The 24,471-nt window shown below is 54.6% G+C and carries 21 protein-coding genes and 1 pseudogene; 18 read left to right on the top strand and 4 right to left on the bottom strand.

What is annotated here, in order from left to right:
- Positions 1-164: 164 nt before the first annotated feature.
- Positions 165-791: pseudogene (locus RS9916_RS15390) on the bottom strand (cell wall anchor protein); the annotation flags it as partial.
- 161 nt (positions 792-952) lie between these two features.
- Between RS9916_RS15390 and RS9916_RS08070 the strand changes: the two are divergent.
- The 18 genes from RS9916_RS08070 (at position 953) to RS9916_RS07985 (ending at position 18,323) form a co-directional block, all read left to right on the top strand.
- Entirely contained in the window at positions 953-2,155 is a 1,203-nt protein-coding gene (locus RS9916_RS08070) for a bifunctional 2-polyprenyl-6-hydroxyphenol methylase/3-demethylubiquinol 3-O-methyltransferase UbiG (RefSeq protein WP_007098851.1), read from the top strand.
- A 104-nt stretch (positions 2,156-2,259) separates the two neighbouring features.
- Positions 2,260-2,595, top strand: coding sequence for a hypothetical protein (locus tag RS9916_RS08065; protein ID WP_007098850.1), 336 nt, complete (start codon positions 2,260-2,262; stop codon positions 2,593-2,595).
- Between the two features lie 25 nt (positions 2,596-2,620).
- Positions 2,621-3,346: a F0F1 ATP synthase subunit A gene (gene atpB / locus RS9916_RS08060; RefSeq protein WP_007098849.1), complete on the top strand. Its 726-nt coding sequence runs from the start codon at positions 2,621-2,623 to the stop codon at positions 3,344-3,346.
- Positions 3,347-3,513: 167 nt separating this feature from the next.
- Complete coding sequence (atpE, locus tag RS9916_RS08055) at positions 3,514-3,762, top strand: ATP synthase F0 subunit C (protein WP_007098848.1); 249 nt, start codon at positions 3,514-3,516, stop codon at positions 3,760-3,762.
- 88 nt (positions 3,763-3,850) lie between these two features.
- Positions 3,851-4,318, top strand: a complete 468-nt coding sequence (locus RS9916_RS08050) for a F0F1 ATP synthase subunit B' (RefSeq protein ID WP_007098847.1) — start codon at positions 3,851-3,853, stop codon at positions 4,316-4,318.
- Positions 4,318-4,836 carry a F0F1 ATP synthase subunit B gene (locus RS9916_RS08045; RefSeq protein WP_007098846.1) on the top strand — a complete coding sequence of 173 codons (519 nt, stop codon included), beginning with the start codon at positions 4,318-4,320 and terminating at the stop codon, positions 4,834-4,836. Before RS9916_RS08050 ends, RS9916_RS08045 begins: the two co-directional genes overlap by 1 nt.
- Complete coding sequence (gene atpH, locus RS9916_RS08040) at positions 4,836-5,384, top strand: ATP synthase F1 subunit delta (RefSeq protein WP_007098845.1); 549 nt, start codon at positions 4,836-4,838, stop codon at positions 5,382-5,384. Before RS9916_RS08045 ends, atpH begins: the two co-directional genes overlap by 1 nt.
- A gap of 57 nt (positions 5,385-5,441) precedes the next feature.
- On the top strand, positions 5,442-6,962 hold the full coding sequence (gene atpA / locus RS9916_RS08035; protein WP_007098844.1) for a F0F1 ATP synthase subunit alpha: 1,521 nt from the start codon (positions 5,442-5,444) through the stop codon (positions 6,960-6,962).
- Positions 6,963-6,975: 13 nt separating this feature from the next.
- Positions 6,976-7,926 (top strand): F0F1 ATP synthase subunit gamma, encoded by a 951-nt coding sequence (locus RS9916_RS08030; protein ID WP_007098843.1) that lies wholly within the window; start codon positions 6,976-6,978, stop codon positions 7,924-7,926.
- Positions 7,927-8,034: 108 nt separating this feature from the next.
- Positions 8,035-8,736, top strand: coding sequence for a putative 2OG-Fe(II) oxygenase (locus tag RS9916_RS08025; protein WP_007098842.1), 702 nt, complete (start codon positions 8,035-8,037; stop codon positions 8,734-8,736).
- Between the two features lie 33 nt (positions 8,737-8,769).
- Positions 8,770-9,105 (top strand): 2Fe-2S iron-sulfur cluster-binding protein, encoded by a 336-nt coding sequence (locus RS9916_RS08020; RefSeq protein ID WP_007098841.1) that lies wholly within the window; start codon positions 8,770-8,772, stop codon positions 9,103-9,105.
- 35 nt (positions 9,106-9,140) lie between these two features.
- Entirely contained in the window at positions 9,141-9,290 is a 150-nt protein-coding gene (locus RS9916_RS08015; RefSeq protein ID WP_007098840.1) for a hypothetical protein, read from the top strand.
- The gene (locus RS9916_RS08010) at positions 9,287-10,366 is read left to right on the top strand and encodes a DUF3326 domain-containing protein (RefSeq protein ID WP_007098839.1); all 1,080 of its coding nucleotides are present in this window, start codon (positions 9,287-9,289) and stop codon (positions 10,364-10,366) included. Before RS9916_RS08015 ends, RS9916_RS08010 begins: the two co-directional genes overlap by 4 nt.
- An 89-nt stretch (positions 10,367-10,455) precedes the next feature.
- On the top strand, positions 10,456-10,815 hold the full coding sequence (locus RS9916_RS14910) for a YchJ family protein (protein WP_007098838.1): 360 nt from the start codon (positions 10,456-10,458) through the stop codon (positions 10,813-10,815).
- A 117-nt stretch (positions 10,816-10,932) separates the two neighbouring features.
- Positions 10,933-12,525: a TolC family protein gene (locus tag RS9916_RS08000; protein ID WP_007098837.1), complete on the top strand. Its 1,593-nt coding sequence runs from the start codon at positions 10,933-10,935 to the stop codon at positions 12,523-12,525.
- Positions 12,522-13,919 carry a hypothetical protein gene (locus RS9916_RS07995; protein WP_007098836.1) on the top strand — a complete coding sequence of 466 codons (1,398 nt, stop codon included), beginning with the start codon at positions 12,522-12,524 and terminating at the stop codon, positions 13,917-13,919. The genes RS9916_RS08000 and RS9916_RS07995 overlap by 4 nt, the downstream gene beginning before the upstream one ends.
- Before the next feature lie 13 nt (positions 13,920-13,932).
- The gene (locus RS9916_RS07990) at positions 13,933-16,149 is read left to right on the top strand and encodes an ATP-binding cassette domain-containing protein (protein WP_007098835.1); all 2,217 of its coding nucleotides are present in this window, start codon (positions 13,933-13,935) and stop codon (positions 16,147-16,149) included.
- 2 nt (positions 16,150-16,151) lie between these two features.
- Complete coding sequence (locus RS9916_RS07985) at positions 16,152-18,323, top strand: ATP-binding cassette domain-containing protein (RefSeq protein WP_007098834.1); 2,172 nt, start codon at positions 16,152-16,154, stop codon at positions 18,321-18,323.
- A gap of 9 nt (positions 18,324-18,332) precedes the next feature.
- Here the strand turns inward: RS9916_RS07985 and RS9916_RS07980 are convergent, their stop codons facing one another.
- The 3 genes from RS9916_RS07980 to RS9916_RS07970 all read right to left on the bottom strand — a co-directional run bounded on the left by RS9916_RS07980 (position 18,333) and on the right by RS9916_RS07970 (position 24,468).
- Complete coding sequence (locus RS9916_RS07980) at positions 18,333-21,509, bottom strand: type 2 lanthipeptide synthetase LanM family protein (RefSeq protein WP_007098833.1); 3,177 nt, start codon at positions 21,507-21,509, stop codon at positions 18,333-18,335.
- Positions 21,510-21,578: 69 nt separating this feature from the next.
- Positions 21,579-22,718, bottom strand: a complete 1,140-nt coding sequence (ald, locus tag RS9916_RS07975) for an alanine dehydrogenase (protein WP_038023486.1) — start codon at positions 22,716-22,718, stop codon at positions 21,579-21,581.
- Between the two features lie 28 nt (positions 22,719-22,746).
- Positions 22,747-24,468, bottom strand: coding sequence for an NAD+ synthase (locus RS9916_RS07970; RefSeq protein WP_007098831.1), 1,722 nt, complete (start codon positions 24,466-24,468; stop codon positions 22,747-22,749).
- Positions 24,469-24,471: the final 3 nt, after the last annotated feature.

The following is a 24,471-nucleotide window of genomic DNA, read 5'->3' as shown; positions in this document are numbered from 1 at the left end:
AGGCCTTGGCGTTGCTTGCTTCCGAGCTTTTGTCGAGTAGAAGGCGTGGCAACGGCCAATTCAGTCAACAAGACGTTGAAGCAGTCGATGGTCAGCCGACGTGCTTCGGGGCGGTCGCTCAGCAGGGACGCTGCAGCGGCTCGCATCTCCTGCAAGGCCACGTTTGTGGCGACCAATGAGCAGCCTTTTTCGAGAAGATCCCTCAGCCCACGGGTGTTGACCGAAAGAATGCTCGGATCACCAGCCACGAGTGCGTAGCCCACGTAGCGCAAGAACCAACCCATGTCGCGGACTGATTTCCGCATTCGTTCGGGTCCGTACTTGGCCACGCTGATTGGTGAAAAACCAGTCGGAAGGACGACCCGAACGTCAGCGTCTTCGTTATTTCCGCGTAGCAACCGGGTGAAGGCATTGCCCCTCTTGACAGTTGCGCTCGAGCCGGTAAATGTCTCAACTGAGCGCTGGAAGGCCACCTGGTCAGCAGCCAGAACGGTTCCATCCGCTTTGGTGATTTCCCCGCGGCTGAGTGGAGCATCGAGGAATGAAAGAGGTGTTCCGCCGGCAAAAATCCGGTTGGCAGCGCGAGCGACGATCGCCTCAGCATTCACTGCCAATAGTTCTGCAGCCTGTATACGGTCCTGTCCGCTGCGGAAGAAAGTGATCAGGTTGTCCAGCTCTCCCCCATCAGGGAAGCGATCTTGCTGCTCAGCCTGGCGAACGCTCGAAAGAGGCAGGGTGTCGAAGAGCTGGGGGGTAACTCTTGTGCTGCCGCTGCTGGCGGTCACGGTCATGAACGAAGCAAGCCAGATCGAGACACCATACGGCTCGCGTCAGAGGATTCTGAGCTGCCATGAACAAATATTTGCAGGGATGGGGAGCCTGGCCCTGACAGGGGTGTCGCCCATGAAATGCTCGGCTGAACGTGCGTGGCTTTTGCCGTCTCCTGCTGCCGATGTCCCAGTCCTCAACGGATGCTGCAACGCCAGTTGTTAGTGCCTTTTACGACCGTTTCCCTTTCCCTGGAGATCCTCTCCAGGACGGCCCACCGCCCGGGTACAACTGGCGCTGGAATCTCCGCAGTGTTCATCAAGCGGTGTTTGGTGTGTCCAAGCCTCCGCTCAGTTCCGCACCACCACTCAGGATTCTTGATGCCGGTTGCGGCACGGGGGTGACCACGGACTATCTCTGCCACTCCAATCCTGGTGCCGACGTACTGGCTGTGGACATCAGCGCAGGCGCCCTCGATGTGGCTCGGGAACGTCTGCGTCGTTCCGGTGCTGCTGAGGTGGTGTCGTCTCTTAGGCAAGAGCAGCGAAGCCTGCTGGATCTGGCTGGGGAGGGGGCATTCGATTACATCAATTCCGTTGGGGTTCTGCACCATCTGGATGACCCTTCCGCCGGACTGAAGGCTTTGGGTGACCGCCTTGCCCCTCATGGTCTGCTGCACCTTTTCCTTTATGCCGATGCTGGGCGGTGGGAAATCCATCGAGTGCAGCGCGCTTTGACTCAGCTCTCCGTGGGCACAGGTCCTGAAGGTTTGGCTTTGGGCCGCCAATTGTTTGAGGTCTTGCCCGCAGACAACCGCTTGCGCCGCCACCACGAGCAGCGATGGTCAGTCGATTGCGCTGCAGACGCCAACTTCGCGGACATGTACCTGCATCCGCAGGAAACCAGTTACAACCTGCGGGGGCTACTGAACTATTTGGACTCCTCGGGTCTGCACTTCGCTGGCTTCTCGAATCCGAGCGTCTGGGATCCTGCACGTCTGCTTCAGGGGGAGTTGCTGGAACGCGCCCGCAGCCTTCCTCAGCTGGACCAGTGGCTGCTTGTCGAAGAGCTTGACCCCGATATCAGCCATTTCGAATTTTTCGTGAGTGCTGCTCCAGTCATCCACAAGCGATGGGATGACGACGAGGAGTTGCTTGCTGCCTTCGGAGAGCGTCAGCCCTGCGTCTGGGGTTGGCCTTCCACCAGCATGCTTGGTCCGGATCTGGAGCCCCTCTCGATTGAGCCAGAGGCCTTGGAGTTGTTGAAAGCTGTGGACCAGCAGCCTCAGACTCCCCTCGGGACGCTGGGCTTTGGTGAAGGAACGGCTGCTTTGGCTCGCCAACTTTTGAACCTCCGCCTGCTGTTGTTGATCCCAGCGCTCGACTGAAATGTCTATAGCGCGTGATAGATTCCGCGCGCTTTCTCAGGTGCAGTTTGCAGGCGTCGCCTCCCACTGGTCTGGATGGGGAAACTTCTTCCTCAGACAACGGTATGGAGGATTTCAGACGTTTGCAACAGCGCCTGATGCAGGCCACCTTGGTTGTTTCCGCTGTTGCTGTTCCCGTAGCAGCCATCGGTTTCGACGGGCATGTGGCTTGCAGCCTGTTGGTCGGAGCTCTTGCTGGTGTTCTCTACCTGCGTCTCCTCTCCCGCAGCGTGGCCCGGCTCGGTGGAGCTTCACGTCAGGTTGGCCGTTTTCAGCTCGTTGTTCCGATCATTCTGATCGTTTCTGCGGCTCGTTTCTCCCAACTTGATCTCCTCCCCGCATTCGTGGGTTTTCTCCTTTACAAGCCCGCCTTGATTCTTCAGACCGTCCTCGACGGCTGAGTCCGCGCACTTCCCTCCTGCATTCATGGCTTTGCTGCCTTTCTCACTGCCGTTCGCCGAACTGGAGGTTGGCCACCATCTGTATTGGCAGATCGGCAACCTCAATCTGCACGGTCAGGTCTTTCTCAGCTCCTGGATCCTGATTGGTGTCCTGCTCGCCCTCGTGCTTGTGGGGACCCGAAAGCTCAATCGGGATCCCCAAGGGGTGCAGAACCTTCTGGAGTTCATGTGGGATTACCTGCGCGATCTTGCCCGTGATCAGATCGGTGAGAAGTATTACCGCGAGTGGCTTCCCTTCATCGGCACTCTTTTTCTGTTCATCTTTGTCAGCAACTGGGGTGGTGCTCTGATCCCCTGGAAGGTGATTGAGCTTCCTGAAGGCGAACTCGGCGCTCCGACAGCCGACATCAACACCACGGTGGCGATGGCTTTGCTGGTCTCTCTGGCTTATTTCTATGCCGGACTCAGCAAGAAGGGGCTTCGATTCTTCGAGCTGTACGTGGAGCCGACCCCCATCATGCTCCCGTTCAAAATCATCGAGGAATTCACAAAACCTCTATCGCTTTCCTTCCGTCTTTTCGGAAATATCCTCGCCGATGAACTCGCGGTTGGTGTGCTCGTCTATCTCGTGCCACTGATTGTCCCCCTGCCCGTGATGCTGCTGGGCCTGTTCACCAGTGCCATTCAGGCTCTGATCTTCGCGACTCTTGCGGCCTTCTACATCGGTGAAGGTCTCCACGAATCGCATTAATCAGCAGACACCTCCTCAGATCGCCCGTCTGCTAAAACCTTCTGCGCGCAGGTCCGGTCATCAGGATTCGGGCCCACTTTCTCTAGAGACAGTGTCCCTGCGCAGGGTGATCTAACTCCCGCTCCATTCGCTCAGCGCCACGCGGCGCGCCCTCAAACGCACTCAACATGGATTCCATCACTTCCGCAGCTTCCGTTGTCGCTGCTGGTCTGGCCGTTGGTCTGGCTGCAATTGGCCCTGGTATCGGTCAGGGCAGCGCTTCCCAAGGTGCTGTTGAAGGTATTGCTCGTCAGCCCGAGGCTGAAGGCAAGATCCGCGGCACCCTGCTGCTCTCCCTCGCTTTCATGGAGTCCCTGACGATCTACGGCCTTGTGGTGGCCTTGGTGCTTCTGTTCGCCAACCCCTTCGCAGGTTGATGAGGTCTGGGGAGCAACCGTCTTGACGGTTTGCTCCCCCATATGACTCTCGTCGCACTCTTTCGCTCCTCTCCAGCTCACCTCTTCCATGACCTGGCTTCTGTTCGCTGAAGCGGCGGTTCCGGAGGGAGGTCTTTTTGACCTCGACGCCACCCTGCCTCTGATGGCACTTCAGGTGGTTCTCCTGACCTTTCTGCTTAATTCCCTCTTCTTCCGTCCGGTCGGCAAGGTCGTCGAAGAACGCGAGGGGTATATCTCAACCAGCCGTGCCGATGCCAAGCAGAAGCTTGCTCAGGTTGAACGACTGGAAGCTGACCTGACGGAACAACTTCGCGAGGCTCGCCAGGCGGCGCAATCAGCCATCGTCGAGGCCGAGCAGGAAGTCGACAAGTTGTATCGCGAGGCACTCGCTGCTGCTGAGGCAGAGGCCAATCGCACCCGTGAACAGGCGCGCCGTGAGATCGAATCCCAGCGCGAGGCAGCTCAGACTCAACTGATGTCCAAGGTTGATCAGCTCAGCGCCCAGATCATCCAACGTCTGCTGGCCGTTTCATGATGACCGTTTTCGATTTTTTCGCCGCCGAAGGCGGTTTCGCGATCAATCTCAATCCCCTTGAGACCAATCTGATCAACCTGGTCATCGTGATCGGCGTTCTGGTCTATTTCCTCAAGGGATTTCTCGGCGACATGCTCGATCGCCGTCGTGAGTCAATTCTCAAGGAACTCGACGATGCTGAGGCTCGTTTGAAAACCGCATCGGCTGACCTCACGAAGGCCCAGTCGGATCTGGCAACCGCGCAACAGAAAGCTGAAAAAATTCGCGAGGAAGGTAAGGCCCGCGCCGCTGCCATCCGCGCCGATGGTGAGAAGCGCACCATTGAGGCTATGGCGGCTCTCAAGGAAGATGCCCTAGCCGATCTGAATGCCGAGGGCGCTCGCCTCACTGAGGAGCTTCGTCGCAAGGCTGCACTTGCCGCCATCGACAAAGTGATGGCCGACCTGCCTGCTCGGCTCGATGACAAGGCGCAAGCCAAGATCATCGATGCCTCCATCGCAAACCTGGAGGGTGCCTGATGCCTCTGCTGAATTCCTTGGCGACCCCATACGCCGAAGCCCTTCTCCAGATCACAGATGCCAGATCTGAGTCAGATGATGTTGCATCACAGTGCAAGGAGTTGCTTGCACTCTGGTCCGATTCGGAGGTTTTCAGGGATGCGATGACATCGCCTGTTCTGGAACCCGATGCCAAGAAGAAAGCCCTCAGCAGTCTTCTCGGTGAATCGCTGAAGCCCTCACTGATGAACCTGCTCAAGGTTCTGGCTGATCGTCAACGCCTTGTCGCGTTCGACGCAGTTCTCAACCGTTTCCTTGAGCTCTACAGGCAGTCACGCCAGGTGTCCCTGGCGAAGGTTTCAACGGCCCAACCTCTTTCTGAGGAGCAGCAGGCTGCCCTCACCAAAAAGGTTCAAGCGATGGTCGGCAAGGGCTCCATTGAGATGGATCTCTCCGTTGACCCTTCCCTGATCGGTGGCTTTGTCGTGAATCTGGGATCCCAGGTCATTGATGCCAGCCTTGCCGGCCAGGTCCGTCGCCTCGGTCTGGCGCTTGCGAAAGCGAGCTGACCTCCAAACTCTCTCTCCTGCTCCTCTCTTACCAACCCTCTCCAGGGATTACCCGCCATGGTTTCCATCCGTCCTGACGAGATCAGCGCAATCCTCAAACAGCAGATCGAGGATTACGACAAATCCGTTTCGGTCAGCAACGTTGGCACCGTTCTCCAAGTGGGCGACGGTATTGCCCGTGTCTACGGCCTTCAGCAGGCCATGGCCGGTGAACTCCTCGAGTTCGAAGACGGCACCGAAGGCATCGCCCTCAACCTCGAGGACGACAACGTCGGCGCAGTGCTGATGGGCGAAGGCAACGGTATTCAAGAAGGCAGCACGGTGCGCGCCACTGGAAAGATCGCCGCTGTGCCTGTTGGTGACGCCATGCTTGGCAGGGTTGTGAACCCTCTGGGCCAGCCGATTGACGGCAAGGGCGAAATCGCTACCACTGAAACCCGCCTGATCGAGTCACCCGCCCCCGGCATCATTCAGCGGAAGTCGGTCCATGAGCCGATGCAGACCGGCATCACCGCCATCGACGCGATGATCCCCATCGGTCGTGGCCAGCGCGAGCTGATCATTGGTGACCGTCAGACCGGTAAGACCGCCATCGCGATCGACACCATCCTCAACCAGGCCGATCAGGATGTGGTCTGTGTCTACGTGGCTGTGGGTCAAAAGGCCGCATCCGTAGCGCAGGTCACCGAAGTGCTGCGTGAGCGTGGAGCTCTCGCCTACAGCGTCGTCGTTGCCGCTAACGCTTCCGAGTCTGCTGCTCTGCAGTACCTGGCTCCTTACACCGGTGCCTCCATCGCCGAGTACTTCATGTACAAGGGCAAGGCCACCCTGGTGATTTACGACGATCTCACCAAGCAAGCGCAGGCTTATCGCCAGATGTCGCTGTTGCTCCGTCGTCCCCCCGGTCGTGAGGCCTATCCCGGCGACGTGTTCTATTGCCACAGCCGCCTGCTGGAGCGTGCAGCCAAGCTCTCCGATGCCATGGGCAAGGGTTCCATGACTGCTCTCCCCATCATCGAAACCCAGGCTGGCGACGTCTCTGCGTACATCCCCACCAACGTGATTTCGATCACCGACGGTCAGGTGTTCCTGAGCTCCGACCTGTTCAACTCCGGTCTCCGTCCTGCGATCAACGTCGGCATCTCCGTGAGCCGCGTGGGTGGCGCAGCCCAGACCAAGGCCATCAAGAAAATTGCCGGCACCCTGAAGCTGGAGCTGGCTCAGTTCGACGAGCTGGCAGCCTTCTCTCAGTTCGCTTCCGACCTTGATGCTGCAACCCAGCAGCAGCTGGGACGCGGTAAGCGTCTGCGTGAGCTGCTCAAGCAGCCTCAGTTCAGCCCGCTGATCCTTGCTGAGCAGGTCGCCATCGTCTATGCAGGCGTTAAGGGCCTCATTGATGATGTGCCTGTTGAGCAGGTGGTTCAGTTCTCCCGTGAACTTCGCGAATACCTGAAGAGCAACAAGCCTGACTTCATCCAGAAGATTCAGACCGAAAAGGTTCTCAGCCCCGAAGCCGAGACCATGCTCAAGGAGGCCATCAGCGAAGTCACCTCCACCATGCTGGCCACCGCCAACTGAGAGGTTTTCACTCATGGCAAATCTCAAGGAGATCAGAGACCGAATCAAATCGGTCAAAAACACCCGCAAGATCACTGAGGCCATGCGTCTCGTGGCGGCCGCCAAGGTCCGTCGCGCTCAGGAGCAGGTACTCCGTAGCCGTCCTTTCGCAGATCGGCTCGCACGCCTGCTGGAAAACCTGCAGTCACGCATGCGTTTCGAGGATGCCGATGCTCCTCTGCTTGATCAACGCACCGTTGAGTCCATCACCCTTGTCGCCGTCACCGGTGACCGGGGTCTCTGCGGCGGTTACAACACGAACATCATCAAGCGCACCGAACAGCGTTTTGATGAGCTCAAGGCACAGGGTTACAAGGTTGACCTGGTGCTCATCGGTCGCAAGGCCATCACCTACTTCACTAACCGCAGCTATCCGATCCAGGCCACCTTCACGGGTCTTGATCAGGTTCCGACCGCTGACGAGGCTGGATCGATCGCCAACGAGGTGTTTGCCGAATTCCTGTCCGGCAGCACAGACCGTGTTGAGATCATCTTCACGAAGTTCATCAACTTGGTGAGCTGCAAGCCCGTGGTTCAGACTCTGCTTCCTCTGGATGCCCAGGGGATTGCAGCTGCTGATGATGAGATCTTCCGTCTCACCACCAAAGAGGGGCAGCTTCGTGTCGAGGCTGGATCCGCTCCGGCGAATGCCCAGCCTTCTGTGCCTTCGGACATCGTTTTCGAGCAGAGCCCTGATCAGTTGTTGAATGCTCTTCTGCCCCTTTATTTGCAGAATCAGCTTCTCCGTTCCCTCCAGGAATCGGCTGCTTCCGAGCTGGCCAGTCGGATGACGGCCATGAATAATGCCAGCGACAACGCCAAGGCTCTCGCCAAGGAGTTGACCCTGGATTACAACAAGGCCCGTCAGGCTGCGATTACCCAGGAGATTCTGGAAGTTGCCGGTGGTGCAGCTGCCGTTGGTTGACCGACGTATTCATTCATCGCTTGCCGGCCCAAGGGCCGGCTTTTTTTTGGCGTGTTGTTGGTGTGGATCCTGCTGGAGGGATGATGCAGTCAGTGCGGTGGTGCATCTTTGGACTTGCACGCTCTTTTCCCCACCGTGGTCGCCACCGAGCAGCTGCGATTCGACCCTCTGGAGGTCGCGGCGCAGCTTCAAACGCTGATGGCCCTGCGAGGTGATCAAAGCAGCAATCCTGATCCTGGGTGTGCCTGGACTGGAGACCTTAATGGTGTCTGGCAGCTGCACGAGCACCGTGATTTTCGTGCTCTAGCCGACCAGGTGGTGGCTCGGGTTTGGGACTATCTCGCGTGCACTGGGTTCGATTGTGCTCAGGTGGATTTACATCTCCAGCGTTGTTGGCCGGTGCTCAGTGAGTGGGGGCAGGTGATCGGTCGTCACCACCATCCCAATGCCCATCTCAGTGCGGTTGTGTACCTCAGCGGTGGTGGTACCGGAGCCGACGGTGCGCTGTGTTTGCATGCACCGAGCCATCTCAACGAATTGGTTCCCGGTCTCGCAGTGGGCCATGGTGGACCGCTTCGTGATGACCATCCTGGAATCCAACCCCAATGGTTCCTTGCTCCTGAGCCGGGACTTCTGGTGGTGTTCCCTTCACGGCTGGATCACAGCGTGCTTGAAAATGCCGATCCTGATGGCTTGCGCGTGTCGGTGAGCTTTGATTTTGTGCTCACGGCGCGTGCTGCAAAACGGCCACCTGAATACTTATCTCCCCATCCCAATCAGTGGCAGAGCTGTTCGAGGCCCGCGCCCTGAGAGAATGCGCGCTCCCGGTACGTCTCTTGACGGATGAGCGACACCTCTGCGGCCACCTACTCCATCACCGTTGATCTTGATGGCGAGCAGCATTCTTTTTCTTGCCGCTCTGATCAGACCGTTCTTGCTGCTGCTGAAGCGGCAGGTGTGATGATCCCCAGCTCCTGCTGCGCTGGAGTGTGCACCACCTGTGCGGCCCGCATTGGTGAGGGTGAAGTGCACCAGCCTGATGCGATGGGCGTCAAAGAGGATCTGCGCAAAGACGGCTTTGCATTGTTGTGCGTGTCGTATCCCCGATCGGATCTCAAGGTTCTGGCTGGTCAGGAGGATGCGCTCTACGAGGCCCAGTTCGGTCAATACCAGAAGTGAAGCTCGCTTCGCGGCGATTGAGTCTGTCCTGTCCCGTGGATCTACCTCGGCACCAGTTGCGGGCGTGGTTGTTGGAGCAACTTCGTCGCGAGGGTGAGCCGTTGCGTTGGGCGATCACCGCGGTGGATCGGGATCCTGCAGGCGCGTCCACGCTGCTTCAGGTGGAGGCTGTGCTGATTCGATGAGTGCTTTTCCCTCGGGTGCCGAGCCTTGTCTCACTTTGTTCCTGGTTCCCACGGGTATTGGTTGTGATGTGGGTGGTTTTGCTGGAGATGCCTTACCCAGCGCTCGATTGTTGGCGGCAGCCAGCGGATGCCTGATCACCCATCCCAACGTGATGAACGGGGCTTCGCTCTACTGGAGTGATCCCCGGATTCATTATGTAGAGGGTTATGCCCTCGATCGTTTTGCGGTCGGTGATTGGATGCTGCGGCCGGTGCGTCGCCAACGCATTGGCTTGTTGCTGGATGCGGGCATCGAGCCTGAGTTGCGTCAACGTCATCTCCAGGTGGCGGATGGTTGCCGCGCCAGCCTTGGCCTCGAGATTGGCCCGGTAGTAACGACCGATGCTCCATTGGGGGTGCATCTGGAGCTGGGGGATAGTGGAATTAGCTGGGGGACATTGGAGCGGCCGGATGCGCTGCTCCGAGCTGGGGAGCGTCTCAAGGCGGCCGGGGCGACGGCCATTGCTGTGGTGGCACGCTTCCCCGAAGACCCTGACAGTGAAGCCCTCGAGGCTTATCGCCATGGCAGTGGGGTGGACGCTCTCGCTGGCGCGGAAGCAGTGATCAGTCACCTTCTGGTGAGGCACCTGCAGCTGCCTTGTGCCCATGCTCCCGCGTTGGCACCGCTCCCCTTGGATCCCCAACTGGACCCTCGTGCTGCCGGTGAAGAGCTGGGGTACACCTTTTTGTCCTGCGTGTTGGTGGGTCTCAGCAGGGCACCCGATCTTTTGCGTGCTGATGCGTTGCAGTCAAGCCACCTCCTACATCCCGATCAGCTCGGTGCTGTGGTTGTGCCCGATGGAGCACTTGGCAGTGAGGCGCTGCTGGCTTGCATGGAGCGATCGGTGCCTGTGATCACCGTGGCCAACCCCTCATTGCTTCAAGTCACGGCTCAGGCGCTTGATCTGGATCGGACGTGCCCTCTGTTGGCGGCGTCCTCCTACGCCGAGGCTGCGGGTCTCATCGTTGCTTTGCGTGAGGGATTGTCTGCTTCGGCGGTACAGCGACCATTCCCTGCACTTCAGGTGCTTCCGTGATGGCGCTTGGTTTTGGAACGTCGCTGTGCTCCCCCAAGTCTCCGTGTCCCTGCGGTAGCAGTCTTGTCTACGGCTCTTGTTGTGGCCCATTGCATTGGGCCACAACAAGAGCTGAAACGGCTGAACAGTTGATGCGCTCTCGCTACACCGCTTTCGTTTTGGGGGATGTCGACTATCTCATTGCCACCCACTTGGATCCAGAGGCTCCATTGGAGCGGCGTCGCAGAGAACTCCGCAACAGCTGCCGGAAGACCCGTTGGCTAGGTCTTGAGATTGAGGCCGTGGAGGCTGGAGGAATCCAAGATGTCGAGGGAACTGTGACGTTTAAAGCCTCATTCTCTGAGGGTGGGCATCGTCATTCTCTGCAGGAGGTCTCGTTGTTTGAGAGGCGTTCGAGAGATCTCAATGGTGAGTGGGTCTATCTGCGTGCACTCGCACTTACCCAATGAATACCCCTTTGGCGCTCACGGGATTTGTGCTTATGCCAAAGTGTGCATCTGAAGGCTCGTTGGCTCGTCATCAAGCGAGATTGCGGTAACTTCTTGCTGTGTAGAAACGCGAGCTAGGTGCTGGATCCGCTGAAGCTGGTTTCGATCGCGACAGTTTGTCTTACCGGGGCGTCTGGTTGGTTGGTTGCTTTAAGGGCTGAACCCTTTCCCTCTGCACACCAGTCCCATCAGCCAGCTGCTGTTTCAGGCCAAGTTCGTCCACAAGAACTTCTTGGTGAGCTTGAAAACTTGCAGGCCACAATTGAGGCCCGTGCCGTGAAGGTGAGCCTGCAGGAAGCGGTCGCTCAAGGTGTGGCGAATAATCCCTCTCTTGCTGAGCAGTTCGCCCAATTACAAGGCCAAGAGTGGGCTTTGATTCAGGCTCAGCGGAAGTGGAATCCTACTTTCCAGATTCAAGGCTCCAATCCATTTGTAGGTTACAACTGGACGACGTATGTTCAAGATAATTACGCACAAGTTAGGCCTTATCAGGGATCTAAATGGAAGAAAATTAAAAGCAATGTGCCTCAGAAGTATCAATCCAAGCAAGCTCAGCAACAGCAGCAATTTCAAGTGGGAGTGACGGCCCAGCTTAAATGGACATTTATTGATCCCACTAGGCAGCCAGGCATTAATTCAGCTCAAAGTTCCCTAGAGCAGCAAAGGTTATTGTTTGATAATGCAGCGAGGCAGCTGATTTTGAGTCTTCAGCAGTCCTATTTTCAGATTCAAAACACCAAACAGTTGATCGATAGTTTCAAGCAGATTTTTGATATTAACAAGCAGCAGCTTGACATGCTTGAGGCTCGAAAAGCGATTGGCATGGTAACCGTTGCTGAGGTTGAACAGCAGCGTTCTAGTTTGTATATTCAGTTGACGCAATTAGTGCAATATATGCAAAATTATATTGCGTCAACTGCTCAGCTTGCCCAGTTCATGGCGCTTCCGGAAGATGCGCTGGCGGTGCCTTCGGAGCCGGCTTCGCCTCAGGGGTTATGGGATAGGACTCTTGGTGATACTTTGCAGCGTTCACTCCAATATCGAGAGGAGATTTTGGCGTATTCCGCGCAGGCAGAATCATATCGATGGACAGGAATCGCTAACATGAAAGCTTATTTGCCAGTGTTTTCTCTTGTTGGACGGGGGGGGGTCCAGGGAAACAATGGCTATCCTCAAACCTACTTGGGGATCGACCCAGGACGTACTTACAACACGAATCGCCAATGGACAGCGAATGTTGGTATTGGCTTTAATTGGCAATTTGATGGAGGTATCAATGCTGCCCAGGCGCAGCAGAATTTTGCACAAAGCCGAAATTTACTTGCCTTGAAAGCAAAGACGGAAGATCAGGTCGTGAGCGAAGTGAGGACAGCTTATGGGCAAATGCAAACCGCAGCGATTGCAATCAAAGCAGCCCGTCGGAGTTATCAAAGTGCTGAATTGGCGCAAGCTGCAGCGCGAGCACGTTTTCAGGTCGGTGTCGGAGATATTACGTCAGTGGTGCAGGCGATTAATCAGCTGTCCCAGTCCTCACAGCAGATGGCAGACTCGATCTTGAAATATAATACTTCTATTGCAGAATTGTATCGTTACTCAGCAACATGGCCAGTAACAGCTAAGCAAGACGTTGAAGAGCGTGTTCAACGTCTGCGCAATCCCACCTCGCCATGACTCAACTTTTCACGCAACGCGCTCTTCAAAAACGGCGTCGGGTTGGCGACCGTAATGGACCAGTTACGTTGCTCACGCCTCCCCTTCGTGCCACATTGGTGCTGGGTGGCTTGATTGCTTTAGCTGGTGGGTTTTGGGCCACTTTGGCTCGAATCCCCGTGAGTGTGCAAGGAACAGGTGTGTTGTTGCCTGTGAGTACCATTAATTCCAGTTTGAGTGGTACTGATGGTTCGGCTGTTTATATGTTCAATCGGTCTCAACAAGAATGGCAAGAAAAAGCACGGCTTTTTCTTGCGACGCCGATGCAATTTAATGATCGCGAGATGGCTGAACTGGCAGTTGATATTTACGAAGCCAGTCAGCCAGGCTTGCACTCGGCCACAGCGAATGAAGAGAAAACCGCTTCCTCTCGTTTTTCGGACAGTCTAAAAGAAGCTTTTAATGGTTTAAAAGTCTCAAAGGGTCGGCTGTTGCTTTGGGTGCAATCATCAGCAGAGCTGGAGAAGTTAAGCAGCGCGATTGATCAATTGAACCGCACACTTCGCAAATCAGTTGAGGAGATGAATAATATTGTGGCTAAACAAGAAATGTTGAAGAATGAGTATGTCAGTCGATCTGCCTATTTAGAGAGCATGAAACCTCTTGAGCTTAAAGGCTTTGTGAGCCGATCGCAAATATTGCAAGAGCAAGCAACCATCGATCAACTTAGTTCGCAGATGCATGGCAATGATAATGAATTAATACGGATTTCGTCTCGGAAGGATCAGGCTTATCAGAAAGTCAGGACACAATTGGCGCAACTCGTTAATAATCAGCTGATTTTTGCACCTCGTGACGTGTATCTGTCGACGATTGTTCCGAATGATGGGGAAAGCGTAACCAGAGGTGAAGTACTAATGGAATTGAGTGAGAATCGTCTTGATGAACCAACCATGATTCCAGTTTTTTTATCAAGCAGGGAAATGGCTCAGGTTTTCCCTGGTATGTCTGCTCTAGCCACCCCTTCTGGGTACAAGCGTTCTGAAGTGGGAGGGATTAAGGGCACTGTGATCTCCATGGGTAAATTGCCGAGTGGTGTTGACCAAGTCACTGCTCGAATTGGTGTGAAGGCGATGGCACAAACAATTGTCAATCGCGAACCTTCTCCCACCCTTGCAGTTGTTGCTTTAGAGCGTTCTAATCAAACTACTCCAATGAATAGCGGTGGTTATGTCTGGAGTTCGAATTCCGATTTGCCTTTCCCCCCTACTCCCGGTGATCAAGTCATGGTTGAAATTACTACCCGTCGCGTTGCTCCAATTGCTCTCGTTCTTCCGGCGATCAAGAATTTCTTTGGCTTAACCCCACCGGATAAAGGGACGGCTGGCTCACTTTCTGAATCTCAGAAGCGATGAGAGCAGTGGCTTGATGACGAAGCAACTCTCAAAAACTCGGATTAAGGTACGTACTCGATTGCAGTATGAAGCGGCTGAATGTGGCGCTGCTTCACTGGCGACGATTTTGGATTTTTTTGGCCGAATTGTTGAGCTCAGTGATCTTCGCCAAGCTTGTGGTGTGAATCGTGATGGCTCCAATGCCAAGCAACTGCTCGTTGCGGCGCGTGGATATGGATTGAACACCAGGGCGTACCGTTGCTCTGGCGAACAGTTGCGCAATGAGGGGCGATTCCCGTGCGTCATATTTTGGGGTTTCAACCATTTTCTTGTTGTCGAAGGTTTTGAGGGAGACCATGCCTTTCTAAGCGATCCAGCTCAGGGCCGTGTGCGCGTCCTGATGGACGAATTCTTAGATAGTTTTACCGGAGTCGTTCTTGAGTTTGAGCCGGGACCTGACTTTCAAACAGGTGGTTCTCAGCGATCCCCACTATGGGGGTTGTTTTCGACACTTTGGCCCTATCGCAATGCATTGCTTCAGTTGACCTTCATTGCAACTGGTCAAGCAATTCTGACCTTGTTGGTTGCTGGCCTGACGTCCACATTTATTGATAGTTTTCTCCAGAACCAACGATTGTATTTTGGCATTCCAATCATTTGGCTTCTAACTGCTTCCGTTTTGGGCTGGCTGTCGTTGTTGGCCGTTCAGTACGTCATTTTGCGGCGGATGACATTGTTGTTGTCCAAAAAGATGACCGCAAACTTATTTAGGAAGCTTTTTAGTGTTACCTATGGATTTTATCAAACTCGCTTTCACGGTGAAATTGCTAGTAGAATGCTGCTTGGGATGCAAGCAACCCAGGTTCTTGTTGCTCAAATTATTACTTTTGCGATTAGCCTTTGGACGGGGTTGATTGTTCTTGTTTTTGCGCTGATCATATCTTCTTGGCTTGCGATTCTCGTTATCTTCGTGATGGGTGGGAATCTCTTCCTGAATTGGTGGTTGACTGAGAGGCGTTACGATGCCAACCGCAAATTGGCAATTGAGCAAGGCAAGGCACAAGGAAAAGGCCTGCAAGGCATTAATAACATTGAAACATTAAAGGCTTCAGGTCTTGAATTCGACTTCCTGAGTCAATGGCAAGGAAGTTTTGGAAATGTTGTTATACAGAATCAGCTTCTGGGTGCCCAGATGGCCTTTTCAACGATTACGGCGAGTGGTAGTACCTTTATGCTTAATGCTTTGATTATTGCAGTTGGTGGTTTTCTTATTATTCAAGGAAAAATCTCTTTAGGAACTCTAGTCGCCTTTCAGTTCATCCAGGGCCAGTTGACCGCCCCAATCTCATTATTGCCGCAATTGAACTCTGTCATCCAGAGGCTGATCGGAGATATGGGACGCCTTGATGATCTTAAAAAGAATGACGATGATCCCTTGGTGCGTAGTTTTAATCTGTCCTCCTCAAGCCCTGGTTCGGTTAGTCAGGATTCAGCTTCTCTTCGTCTGAAAGGATCCATTGAGTTGAGGGATCTCAGTTTTGCCTTTGACCCTGTTTCTCCGCCCTTTATCAGCAACCTGAATCTCTCTGTGCCTGCTGGTTCCCAGTTGGCAATTGTTGGTGGTAGTGGCTCAGGTAAAACAACGTTGATACGTATTTTGGCGGGTTTATATCAACCCTCGTCCGGCGACTTGCTGTTTGATGATCAGCCGTGGTCAGCCCATGGTGATGCAGTGATGAGGAACAGTCTGGCTTATGTCCCACAGCAGGTCTTTGTTTTTAATGCCAGTGTTCATGACAACCTTTCGTTGTGGCGCCCTGGTTACAGCTTGGAACAGTTGGAACATGCTGCAGAGGATGCTCAGATTCTCCAAACCATAAATAATCACCCTGAATCCTTTCATCGCCATCTTCGAGATAATGGAAGTGATCTGAGTGGAGGCGAGCGTCAACGACTTGAAATATGCAGGGCTCTGTTGCGTGATCCGAGCATTCTTTTATTTGATGAGGCGACGAGTGCTCTTGACAATGAAACTCAATCTAAGGTATTGAATGCTCTTAAGAGGAGAAAAATAACAGTGATCAATGTTGCACATCGACTCGATGCAGCCTTGCGCAGTGATCAAGTCCTTGTTCTGCAAAACGGCCTTGTTGTTGAAAGGGGCTCCCCATCAGAACTGCTTTCGCAAGGTGGATTATTTCATCAGCTTGTTCAAAACGAGAACGGTCAAAGTCAGAGTTTAGAGGTGTAGTTATGAGTTTGAATTTTTCTCAGCAAGCTCTTCGCTCTGCACGTGATCTAGAAGAGGAGCTTTTGTTCACTCCTCCTGTTGAGGATGATCAATACCCAGAATTACGCTTGCTTGGCTTTTGTATGGCGCAATTGGGATGCAGGACAATGACCCTTGATTCACTTCCTGGTGCCGATATTGTTCAATTGCTTGATTATAATGATATTCATCATAGGCAGATAACAACACCTCGTGATTTTGAGACCCATTATTGGGATTTAGACCCTACTAATGATAATGAGTTCCCTTTGATGATTGTCTTTGATGCTGATCATCAACAGCCCTGGGCTCTATACCGTCATTCTGGTGAAAACTGGTTGTACAGTGCTCATAAGCAAGTTCATGTTCGAGCGGATCGTGGTCCGTCTCTGGTGGACGATGCTTACGAGATTTACCCATCCTTGCCGCCATTGGTTCCAGGGCCTTTGTCGGTCTTGAAATTTGCTTTCGCTGCAGACCTTTTCCCTATTCTTGCACTGATCATCACCTCTGCTGTGGTGATGTTGTTCAATCTTTCGATTCCAATCCTGACGAATACTCTTGTTAGTAAGATCCTCCCTCAAAATGATCAGCGTCTTCTTGTGGAAGGTGTTGTTGTCGTCTTTTTGATCGTTTTGGGTTCCATTGCTGCATCCTTTTTGCAGAATCTAATGATGCTCCGGCTTGAGAGTGTGGCAGACCTCAGGTTGCAGTCAGCAGTCTGGGATCGCTTGATGCGTCTGCCAATGAGTTTTATCAGTCGCTATACGACAGGAGACCTTGCATCGCGCGTGAATTCAATTAGTCAACTCCGCCAGCTTCTGGGTAGTGGAGTTTTGACAACACTGCTTTCGACGTTATTCTCATTAAGCTATTTTGTTCTGATGTTTGTTTATGATCGTCAGCTTGCGTTTTGGGCGTTGGCATTCACGTCGATTGCGGTTGTCTGCTTGTTAGTGATTACATGGCGTTCTATTCGTCTTCAGATGCCATTGCTTGAGAGTGGAGCGGAGATTACGAATTTTTCTTTGCAGTCTGTGATGGGCATGCCACAGATACGTACAGCTGGTGCTGAGCCTTTTCTGTTGTTGCGTTGGTTGCGTGAGGTGAACCGATATGCGCTATTACAGTTGCGTGCCAATGTCTACGGCGACGCGATTTCTCAGTATGGCGAAGTTGTCTCTCCTATAGCTTCTCTCTTCCTTTTTGCAGTTGTTGCTTACAAGATTCTTTCTTCTTCTGAAAGTGTCAACCTTGATCAAACTGTTGTCGCGTTTATTTCTTTTAATGCTGCATTCTCAAGCTTCAATGGTGCTGTGACAAATGCTGTCAACATGTTCGCCAACACTGCGGGGCGAGCTGCTGTGCTTTGGAGACGTGCTGCACCTGTGATGTATGCCGATGTTGAAAAGGGCTATCAGGCTGACGCTTTGCGCCATTCCCTTCGTGGAGAATTTCGCATCCAGAATATTTCTTATGAGTTCCCAGGAAGTTCGGATCCCCTTTTTAGCAACCTCTCCTTTGATATTCCCTCTGGGAAGCATACGGCAATCACTGGAGCGAGTGGCTGTGGGAAAACAACTCTGGTACGGATGCTGCTCGGTTTTACTCAGCCACAAGGTGGTGAGGTGCTTGTTGATGGCATTCCACTGACTCAGCTTGCAATCCGTGCGTATCGACGCCAGTTGGGTGTTGTAATGCAAACCGCAAGGTTGAATGCCGGTTCAATTTTTGATGTCATCTCCGGTGGCATTCAGTACACCGAGGATCAGATATGGGATGCGCTTGAGCGTGCTGCGATTGCCGATGAAATTCGCTCTATGCCAATGCAGCTTGAAACTCTGCTTAGTGATTCGGGTGGAAATGTTTCTGGTGGTCAGGTTCAGAGAATTGCCATCGCCCGTGCTTTGATTTCGAATCCAAAGGTGTTGATCCTGGATGAGGCGACCAGTGCTTTAGACCCTCGCTCTCAACAGCACATCACTGAAGTCGTTGACTCTCTCGGTATTACTCGTATCAGTATCGCCCACCGCCTTTCGACGATTCAACGTGCCGATCAAATTATTGTTTTGGAAAAGGGCCTTCCCGCTGAGTTTGGTGCATGGGAGGATCTTAAGGGTCATGGCTATTTGAAGAAAATGCTCGACAGTCATTGATTGAGAATTTTATTCCGTCCAGAGACCTGCAGTTAACAAACGCCGTGTTGTCTGTTTCGATTGATCGTCTCTTAGTAACGCCATCCCAATGCCGCTTAGGCCTGTGAAAAAACCTGGAAGGACCAAACTGGTTTCTTTCGCTGCAAAGCAAATCAGGTCGGGCATCTTGCTTGAAGTGCGATTCATGAGTGAAGTGTGAATTTGAATCGTTCGCTCACGGGCGAGATCGGCAACATGAGCTTCTACTCCCCACGGGCCATCGCACAACATTTCCAGGATGATTGCCAGCCCGGCTTTGCCGCAGCAGAGGTGGTCAGATCGCAGTTGACCGATTGATTTTGACGTTGTTCGTATTGCTGCGTGGATTTCATCCCGGCATTGCTCATCCCAGAGTTCTGTTTGCCAAAGGCAGGCGCGAGCGATTCCGATGCCTGGTGCTCCATGGCACCAACTGGTCATGAAGCTCCCAGATTGCGTGATGTCTCTGAAGTCTGGCCAGTTTTCTTCCTTCGAATCAAAGTGTGCCCGCTCATGGTGCAACGCGGCTTTTGCTCCTTCGAGGAAGCGGTTGTCATGCGTTGCTTGATGAAGCTTGGCGAGAGCCGCTGCATGCCCTGCTGTCCCGTGGGAGAACCCCAGTAAGCCTGGAGTGTTTTTTGCTCTGCCTGGCCATGATCCATCCTCTTGTTGTTGCTCAAGTAAGTGTTTGCCTGCGTGGATTGCAAGGTCTAGGGCCTCAGGGCTCTTGAGGTGCAGCAAGGGACCAATCAGTCCTGTACAACCACCGATCAAGTCAAGTTGCCGGTCTGCCTCCAGAAATCGCTGACGTCCTGATTTCAGAAGGCTTTGTGCCCATGAAGTTTGCCCCAGACATTGCAAAGTCAGTAGCATCCCCCCGCATCCACTTAGTCCGAGCGATTGATCACGCCACCATCGCAGTCGTTGGTCTTCTGAAGCCTTTTCAGCGAGTTGCTGTATCGATTGGAGTACACCGCTTTGTATGGCCGAGAGTTGTGAATTTGTGCCGTTGAGGCGCTGGAGTGTGTGATCAAGAATGGCGACACCACTCGATCCCCCATAAAGGGAAAATCCGACTGGGCCGAATGAGAATGACTCACCATCAGCACCTAGATCCATCCCGAGCCACTCCATCTGTCCACTGTTGTCCTCGATGGCTAAATCAGCGAGGCAGTTCATCACGTTTGTTGCTGCTACTTGGTGGTCAGCAGCGCTTTTGGTTTGGGTTGTGTATTGGTTCTCTTGCGCGCTGTGGACGCTGGTCTCCACGCTTGCTCCACGACGAATTTTTTGGGCATTGCAAGTACCGCGAATCAGTTTGATCTGGAATTCGACTTCGCTTGTGTCCAGCTGTTCTAAGCGCTCTTTGGCGGCGCTTAGTCCGCTTGTTTCGATGTATCCCGGAAGCTGGGTCTGTGCCTGATTGAGGTCGAGTGCGTCGCTATCGATTTGGTGAGTGAAGAAGGGGATGTCAAGCTGCTGCATTTGCTCCAGTTCTGCTGCGAAAACTGGCCAGTGCAGAGGTTTCTGTTCGGCGAGTAGAAAGCTTCTGCTTAACTGTTCGAGCTTGATCGCTTGAATGAGCGGTGATCGTAACGCCGCCGGTTCCAGTTGCTGTCGTTGAATTGCAAAATAAACTCGGGTGGCCCTCAAGACAATTCTTCGCCTCAGCCCTTTGAATCGATTTAGAAATGTACCCTCCTTGAGCCACTGATCCTTCTGTTCGATCAGTGTTTGATTTTGTTCCCTGAAGCCTTCGCAGAATGTGTCTAAATGGAGGCTGAACGGGTTGGGTGAGCCAATGCCAATTGGAAGGCTCGTTGGTAGGTCTGCATTCCTTTCGATGACTCCCGGCATCATCCCATCGCTATTCAGTCCAAGCCATCCCGAGGTTTTCTGCGTCTCCTGTTTGGGTGGGCTGATGCCAAGAGCGCTGATGTCAATTGCAATTTTTTCGGACCCTAGAAACATCCATTGAGGCATGAGTCCCGACCTCAGGATTGAGCGTTGACATCTCTTCTGGAGCGCTGATAGCTCCGGCGCCTCTGAGGTGTCATTGTTGATATGGTTGGGTAACTCTGCTTCGAGGAGAGTTTCTGTGTCGATGAGTAGGAGTTGATCTCCGCATGCGATCAGGTTCTCGTGGTGGCAATCTGTGCAGCCTAAGAGGTGTAGTACGGCCGTTAGGCGTCCAGCATTTTTGTAAAAGAAACCTAATTCTTTGTCGTCGCGTGCTGGTTTGTGGCTGACATATTCCATGTATCCATAGCCTTCTCCGTTGTGGATCTTGAGTATCTTAAGGGGCTTGTCTGAGCTGCTTCGATTGATGTCTTTTAGTAAGTCCTGATAGGCAGCATCGACTGCCATGTCTTTGGGTTTGTAGACAAGTTTGTATTGTTCTTCCCCAGGTCCTGCAAAACCGAGGATGGCCACTGCTCGACCCCCTCGGTGGGGATCGCTGAGGCCCTGGTGGATTGTTTGTAGAGGAGCGTTTTTGGGGATGCCGAAAAGGGTTTCCAGGGTCTGCCGGTCTTGGTCGATCCGTTCCAGCATTTCCTGGCTTCCTTCCAGCCATAGCAGCACGATCGTGCCAATCAGTCGGCCGAGTTCCGGAAATTCCCCAAGCAGTTGTGTCAGGCCATCCTGGCGATGATTGCGAATGAACTGCTCGTAGCCTTCGCGTACCGGTGGGCCCGAGCCATCGCCATTGCTCCCTAGATGGGCAAGAAGCATGACGCCTGGCGAGCGTTCGCTGTTGAATTTCTCCCACAGAACCTGTTCGCCAATCGAGCAGAGTCGGTTGAGCAGGCTGTTTGTCAATTGCTCAAAAATGCCTTCCCCGACTCCATCAAGCCTGCTTAATCTTTTCTTTAGTATTTCCCTGGCCTCGTTGCAGATTGGTCGCCACAGGTCTTCAAAGGGCCGTTGCTGGTTGTCAGGAGAAATGGGTAGAAGGGGTTGCTCCCATGCCTTCTGAATGGCTAGCCGGCATTCGTTCAGGCAGTTCTGCCAATGCCCCTCGAAGCGATTGGCCTTGGTCGGAGATGTTGAAAGATGTTCACGGAATTCTTCTTCCGTTAGCTCATCCCAGTCAAGGCGTCTTGAGAGTTTATGTGGTTCGTCTGGTGCAACGATATCGAGCCATTGCTGCTTCCAGTTCTCTCTCATCACCCCACCTTGATGTCATCTCTAAGCCTAGATGTGATGTCAGGTGGCGGCAGAATTTTGAAGCCTTGCTCAGCGCAGGCAGGCCATTGGGTGTCGCGGCGGCAGTCCGAGTGCCTTGGCCACTCCGGGATGGCAGACCGCCCCCTGCACTGTGTTGAGACCGGAGAGAAGTTCCGGCCGCTCGGTGACAGCTTCTTCCAGTCCCCTGCCGGCGATGCCAAGGATGTAGGGCAAGGTGACGCTCACCAATGCTTCGGTGGATGTGAAGGGCACAGCCCCTGGCATGTTGCCGACGGCGTAGTGCTGCACGCCATGGATGTTGACGGTGGGGTCGGTGTGGGTGGTTTCTTTGCTGCTGGCCACGCACCCCCCCTGGTCAATCGCCACATCCACGATCACTGAACCGGGCTTCATCTGTTTGACCAGGTCTTCATCCACAAGGGTTGGGGCCCGTCCTCCCGGAGTGAGCACGGCGCCAATGAGCAGGTCGGCGCTGGGTACGAGACGTTCCAGCAGTCCACGGCTACTCACCACACTCATCAATCGGCCTCGCCTTGCTGCTTCCAGGCTGCGTAGCTTTTCTGGGGATCGATCCAGCAACATCACTTCTGCATCCATCGCTGCTGCCACGCGGGCCGCATTCCATCCCACGGTGCCGGCACCTAATACCACCACTCGAGCAGGCTGTACACCGGTGCAGCCGCCCATCAAGACTCCACGGCCGCCATGGGGTTGCTCGAGCAAGTGGGCTCCCACTTGGGCTGCCAGGCGTCCGGCGATTTCGCTCATGGGAGCCAGCAGGGGCAGGCTGCCGTTTTCGAGCTGCACCGTCTCGTAGGCGACGCCGGTGGTGCCCGCATTCAGCAGGGCCTCACCCACCTTCGGGTACGCCGCGAGATGCAAGTAGGTAAACAGCACCATGTCGTCGCGTAGGAAGCCGAATTCCTCCTCTTGAGGCTCTTTGACTTTCACCACGAGATGGGCGGCCCAGGCCTCTTCCCGGGTCACCACCCGCGCGCCTGCCGCTGCGAAAGCTTGGTCACTGATGCCGGCCCCGGCTCCGGCTTCGCTCTGCACCCGCACTTCCAGTCCCTGGGTGACCAGCTCGCGCACCGCATCTGGGGTGAGCGCGACCCGTTGCTCATCCACCTTGATTTCGCTCGGAACACCGATGGTGGCCATGGGTGCCGTGAGAACGGAGTGGGCCATGGTTCTCAGGAATTGCTCTCAATCTGGCTCAGCCAGACGCGATCGGCAGCCTCCATCCGCTACCAAACGCCTGACTGCTCACCTTGAGCAGGGGGGCTGCTTGGCGGCGTTTGAATTCAGACCGCCGGAACAGGCGTTGTACCCGATCAACCTCTGCTGCTGGATGGCCGCGTTTCAACAGTTGTTCGCGGCCGCAGCGCTCTTCAATCAGATCCTTCAGGAGAGGGTCGAGCAGGGCATAGTCCGGCAAGGAGTCGCTGTCTTTCTGATCCGGCCTGAGTTCAGCACTCGGCGGTTTTTCGCGGATCGCCTGGCCTATGAGTTCCCCATCAAGCGGGAGATGGAAGTCTTGGCGGCAGGGTTTGGAGCGGTTGCTATCGAGCCAATCGCACACGGCAAACACGGTGGATTTATAGAGGTCGCCGATCACAGCCAACCCTCCGTTCATGTCGCCGTACAACGTGCAGTACCCCACGGCTAACTCGGATTTGTTGCCGGTGGTGAGCAGCAGCTGTCCCTGCTGATTGGCCACGGCCATCAGCAAGGTTCCGCGGATGCGGGATTGCAAGTTTTCCGCGGTCACATCCGTTGGCGGTCCGGCCAGCGCTGGAGTGAGTGCCGCGTCGTAGCTGTGCATCAGTGGGGCGATCGGCAGTGTCTGAGTGCTCAGTCCCAGGCGGCTGGCGAGAGCTGCTGCGTCGTCGATCGACCCCTGCGAACTCCAAGGGGACGGCATCAGCAGACCCTGCACGCGATCGCCCCCAAGGGCGGCGGCGGCAATCACAGCTACCAGGGCTGAATCGATCCCGCCACTGAGGCCCAACAGGGTTTGCTGGAAGCCACATTTACCGGCGTAGTCGCGCACACCGAGCACCAGGGCACGAAACAGCTCCTCTTCCACTGGGATTGGTGATGCTGTGGAGGCCAAGGGGCTGGATTCGCTCGCTTTCGCATCCCACACCGCAACGGATTCACGGCAGCTCGGCAGTTGCAGGGGCATGAAGCCTGCTGAGGCAGCCCCCTTGCCCGGCAGCATCACGAAGCTGGCGCCGTCGAACACCAGTTCGTCATTGCCGCCCACCTGGTTGACGTACACCACTGGGCACTGCAGACGGTTGGCCGCTTGTTGCGCCAGTTGATGGCGAACGGCGGTTTTGTCCCGTCCGAAGGGTGAGGCTGAGAGGTTGAGCAGCAGATCACACTTTTTTGTCGCCAATGCGGCAATCGGATCGGGACCCTTCAGTCGCTGACCATGCAGGGTTGGATCCACCCACAGGTCTTCGCAGAGGGTGAGGCCCAGCTGCCAGGTTCTGTCTCCGATGGGGAACGTCAACATTGAGGGCCCATCGGCAGGCCGGAAGTAGCGGCTTTCGTCGAAGACGTCGTAGGTGGGCAGCAACTGTTTGCGCCCCACTACTTCCCACTGCCCCTGGCGGATCAAGGCTGCGGCGTTGAACAGACGGGGGTGTTGGCCATCGGCAGTCCCTTCGACAAGGCCGACAAGCACCCCGAGTTCTGCATTCAGCTCGCCCAGTTCCCTGCTGAGCTGGTCCATCACCTGTTGTTGTTCGTTCACCCGCGCTCGATTCAGCAGCAGGTCGCGAGGCGGGTACCCCCAGATCGCCAGTTCCGGCGTCACCACCAGATCAGCCTGTTGGTCGATTGCTTGCCGGCTGGCCTCAAGGATGCGCTGGGCATTGCCGCTGAGGTCACCAACCAGGGGATTGATCTGGGCCAGAGCAATGCGCATGAA

The sequence above is a fragment of the Synechococcus sp. RS9916 genome (assembly GCF_000153825.1).
Lineage (GTDB): Bacteria > Cyanobacteriota > Cyanobacteriia > PCC-6307 > Cyanobiaceae > Synechococcus_C.
This window is presented reverse-complemented; position numbering and strand designations above follow the sequence as displayed.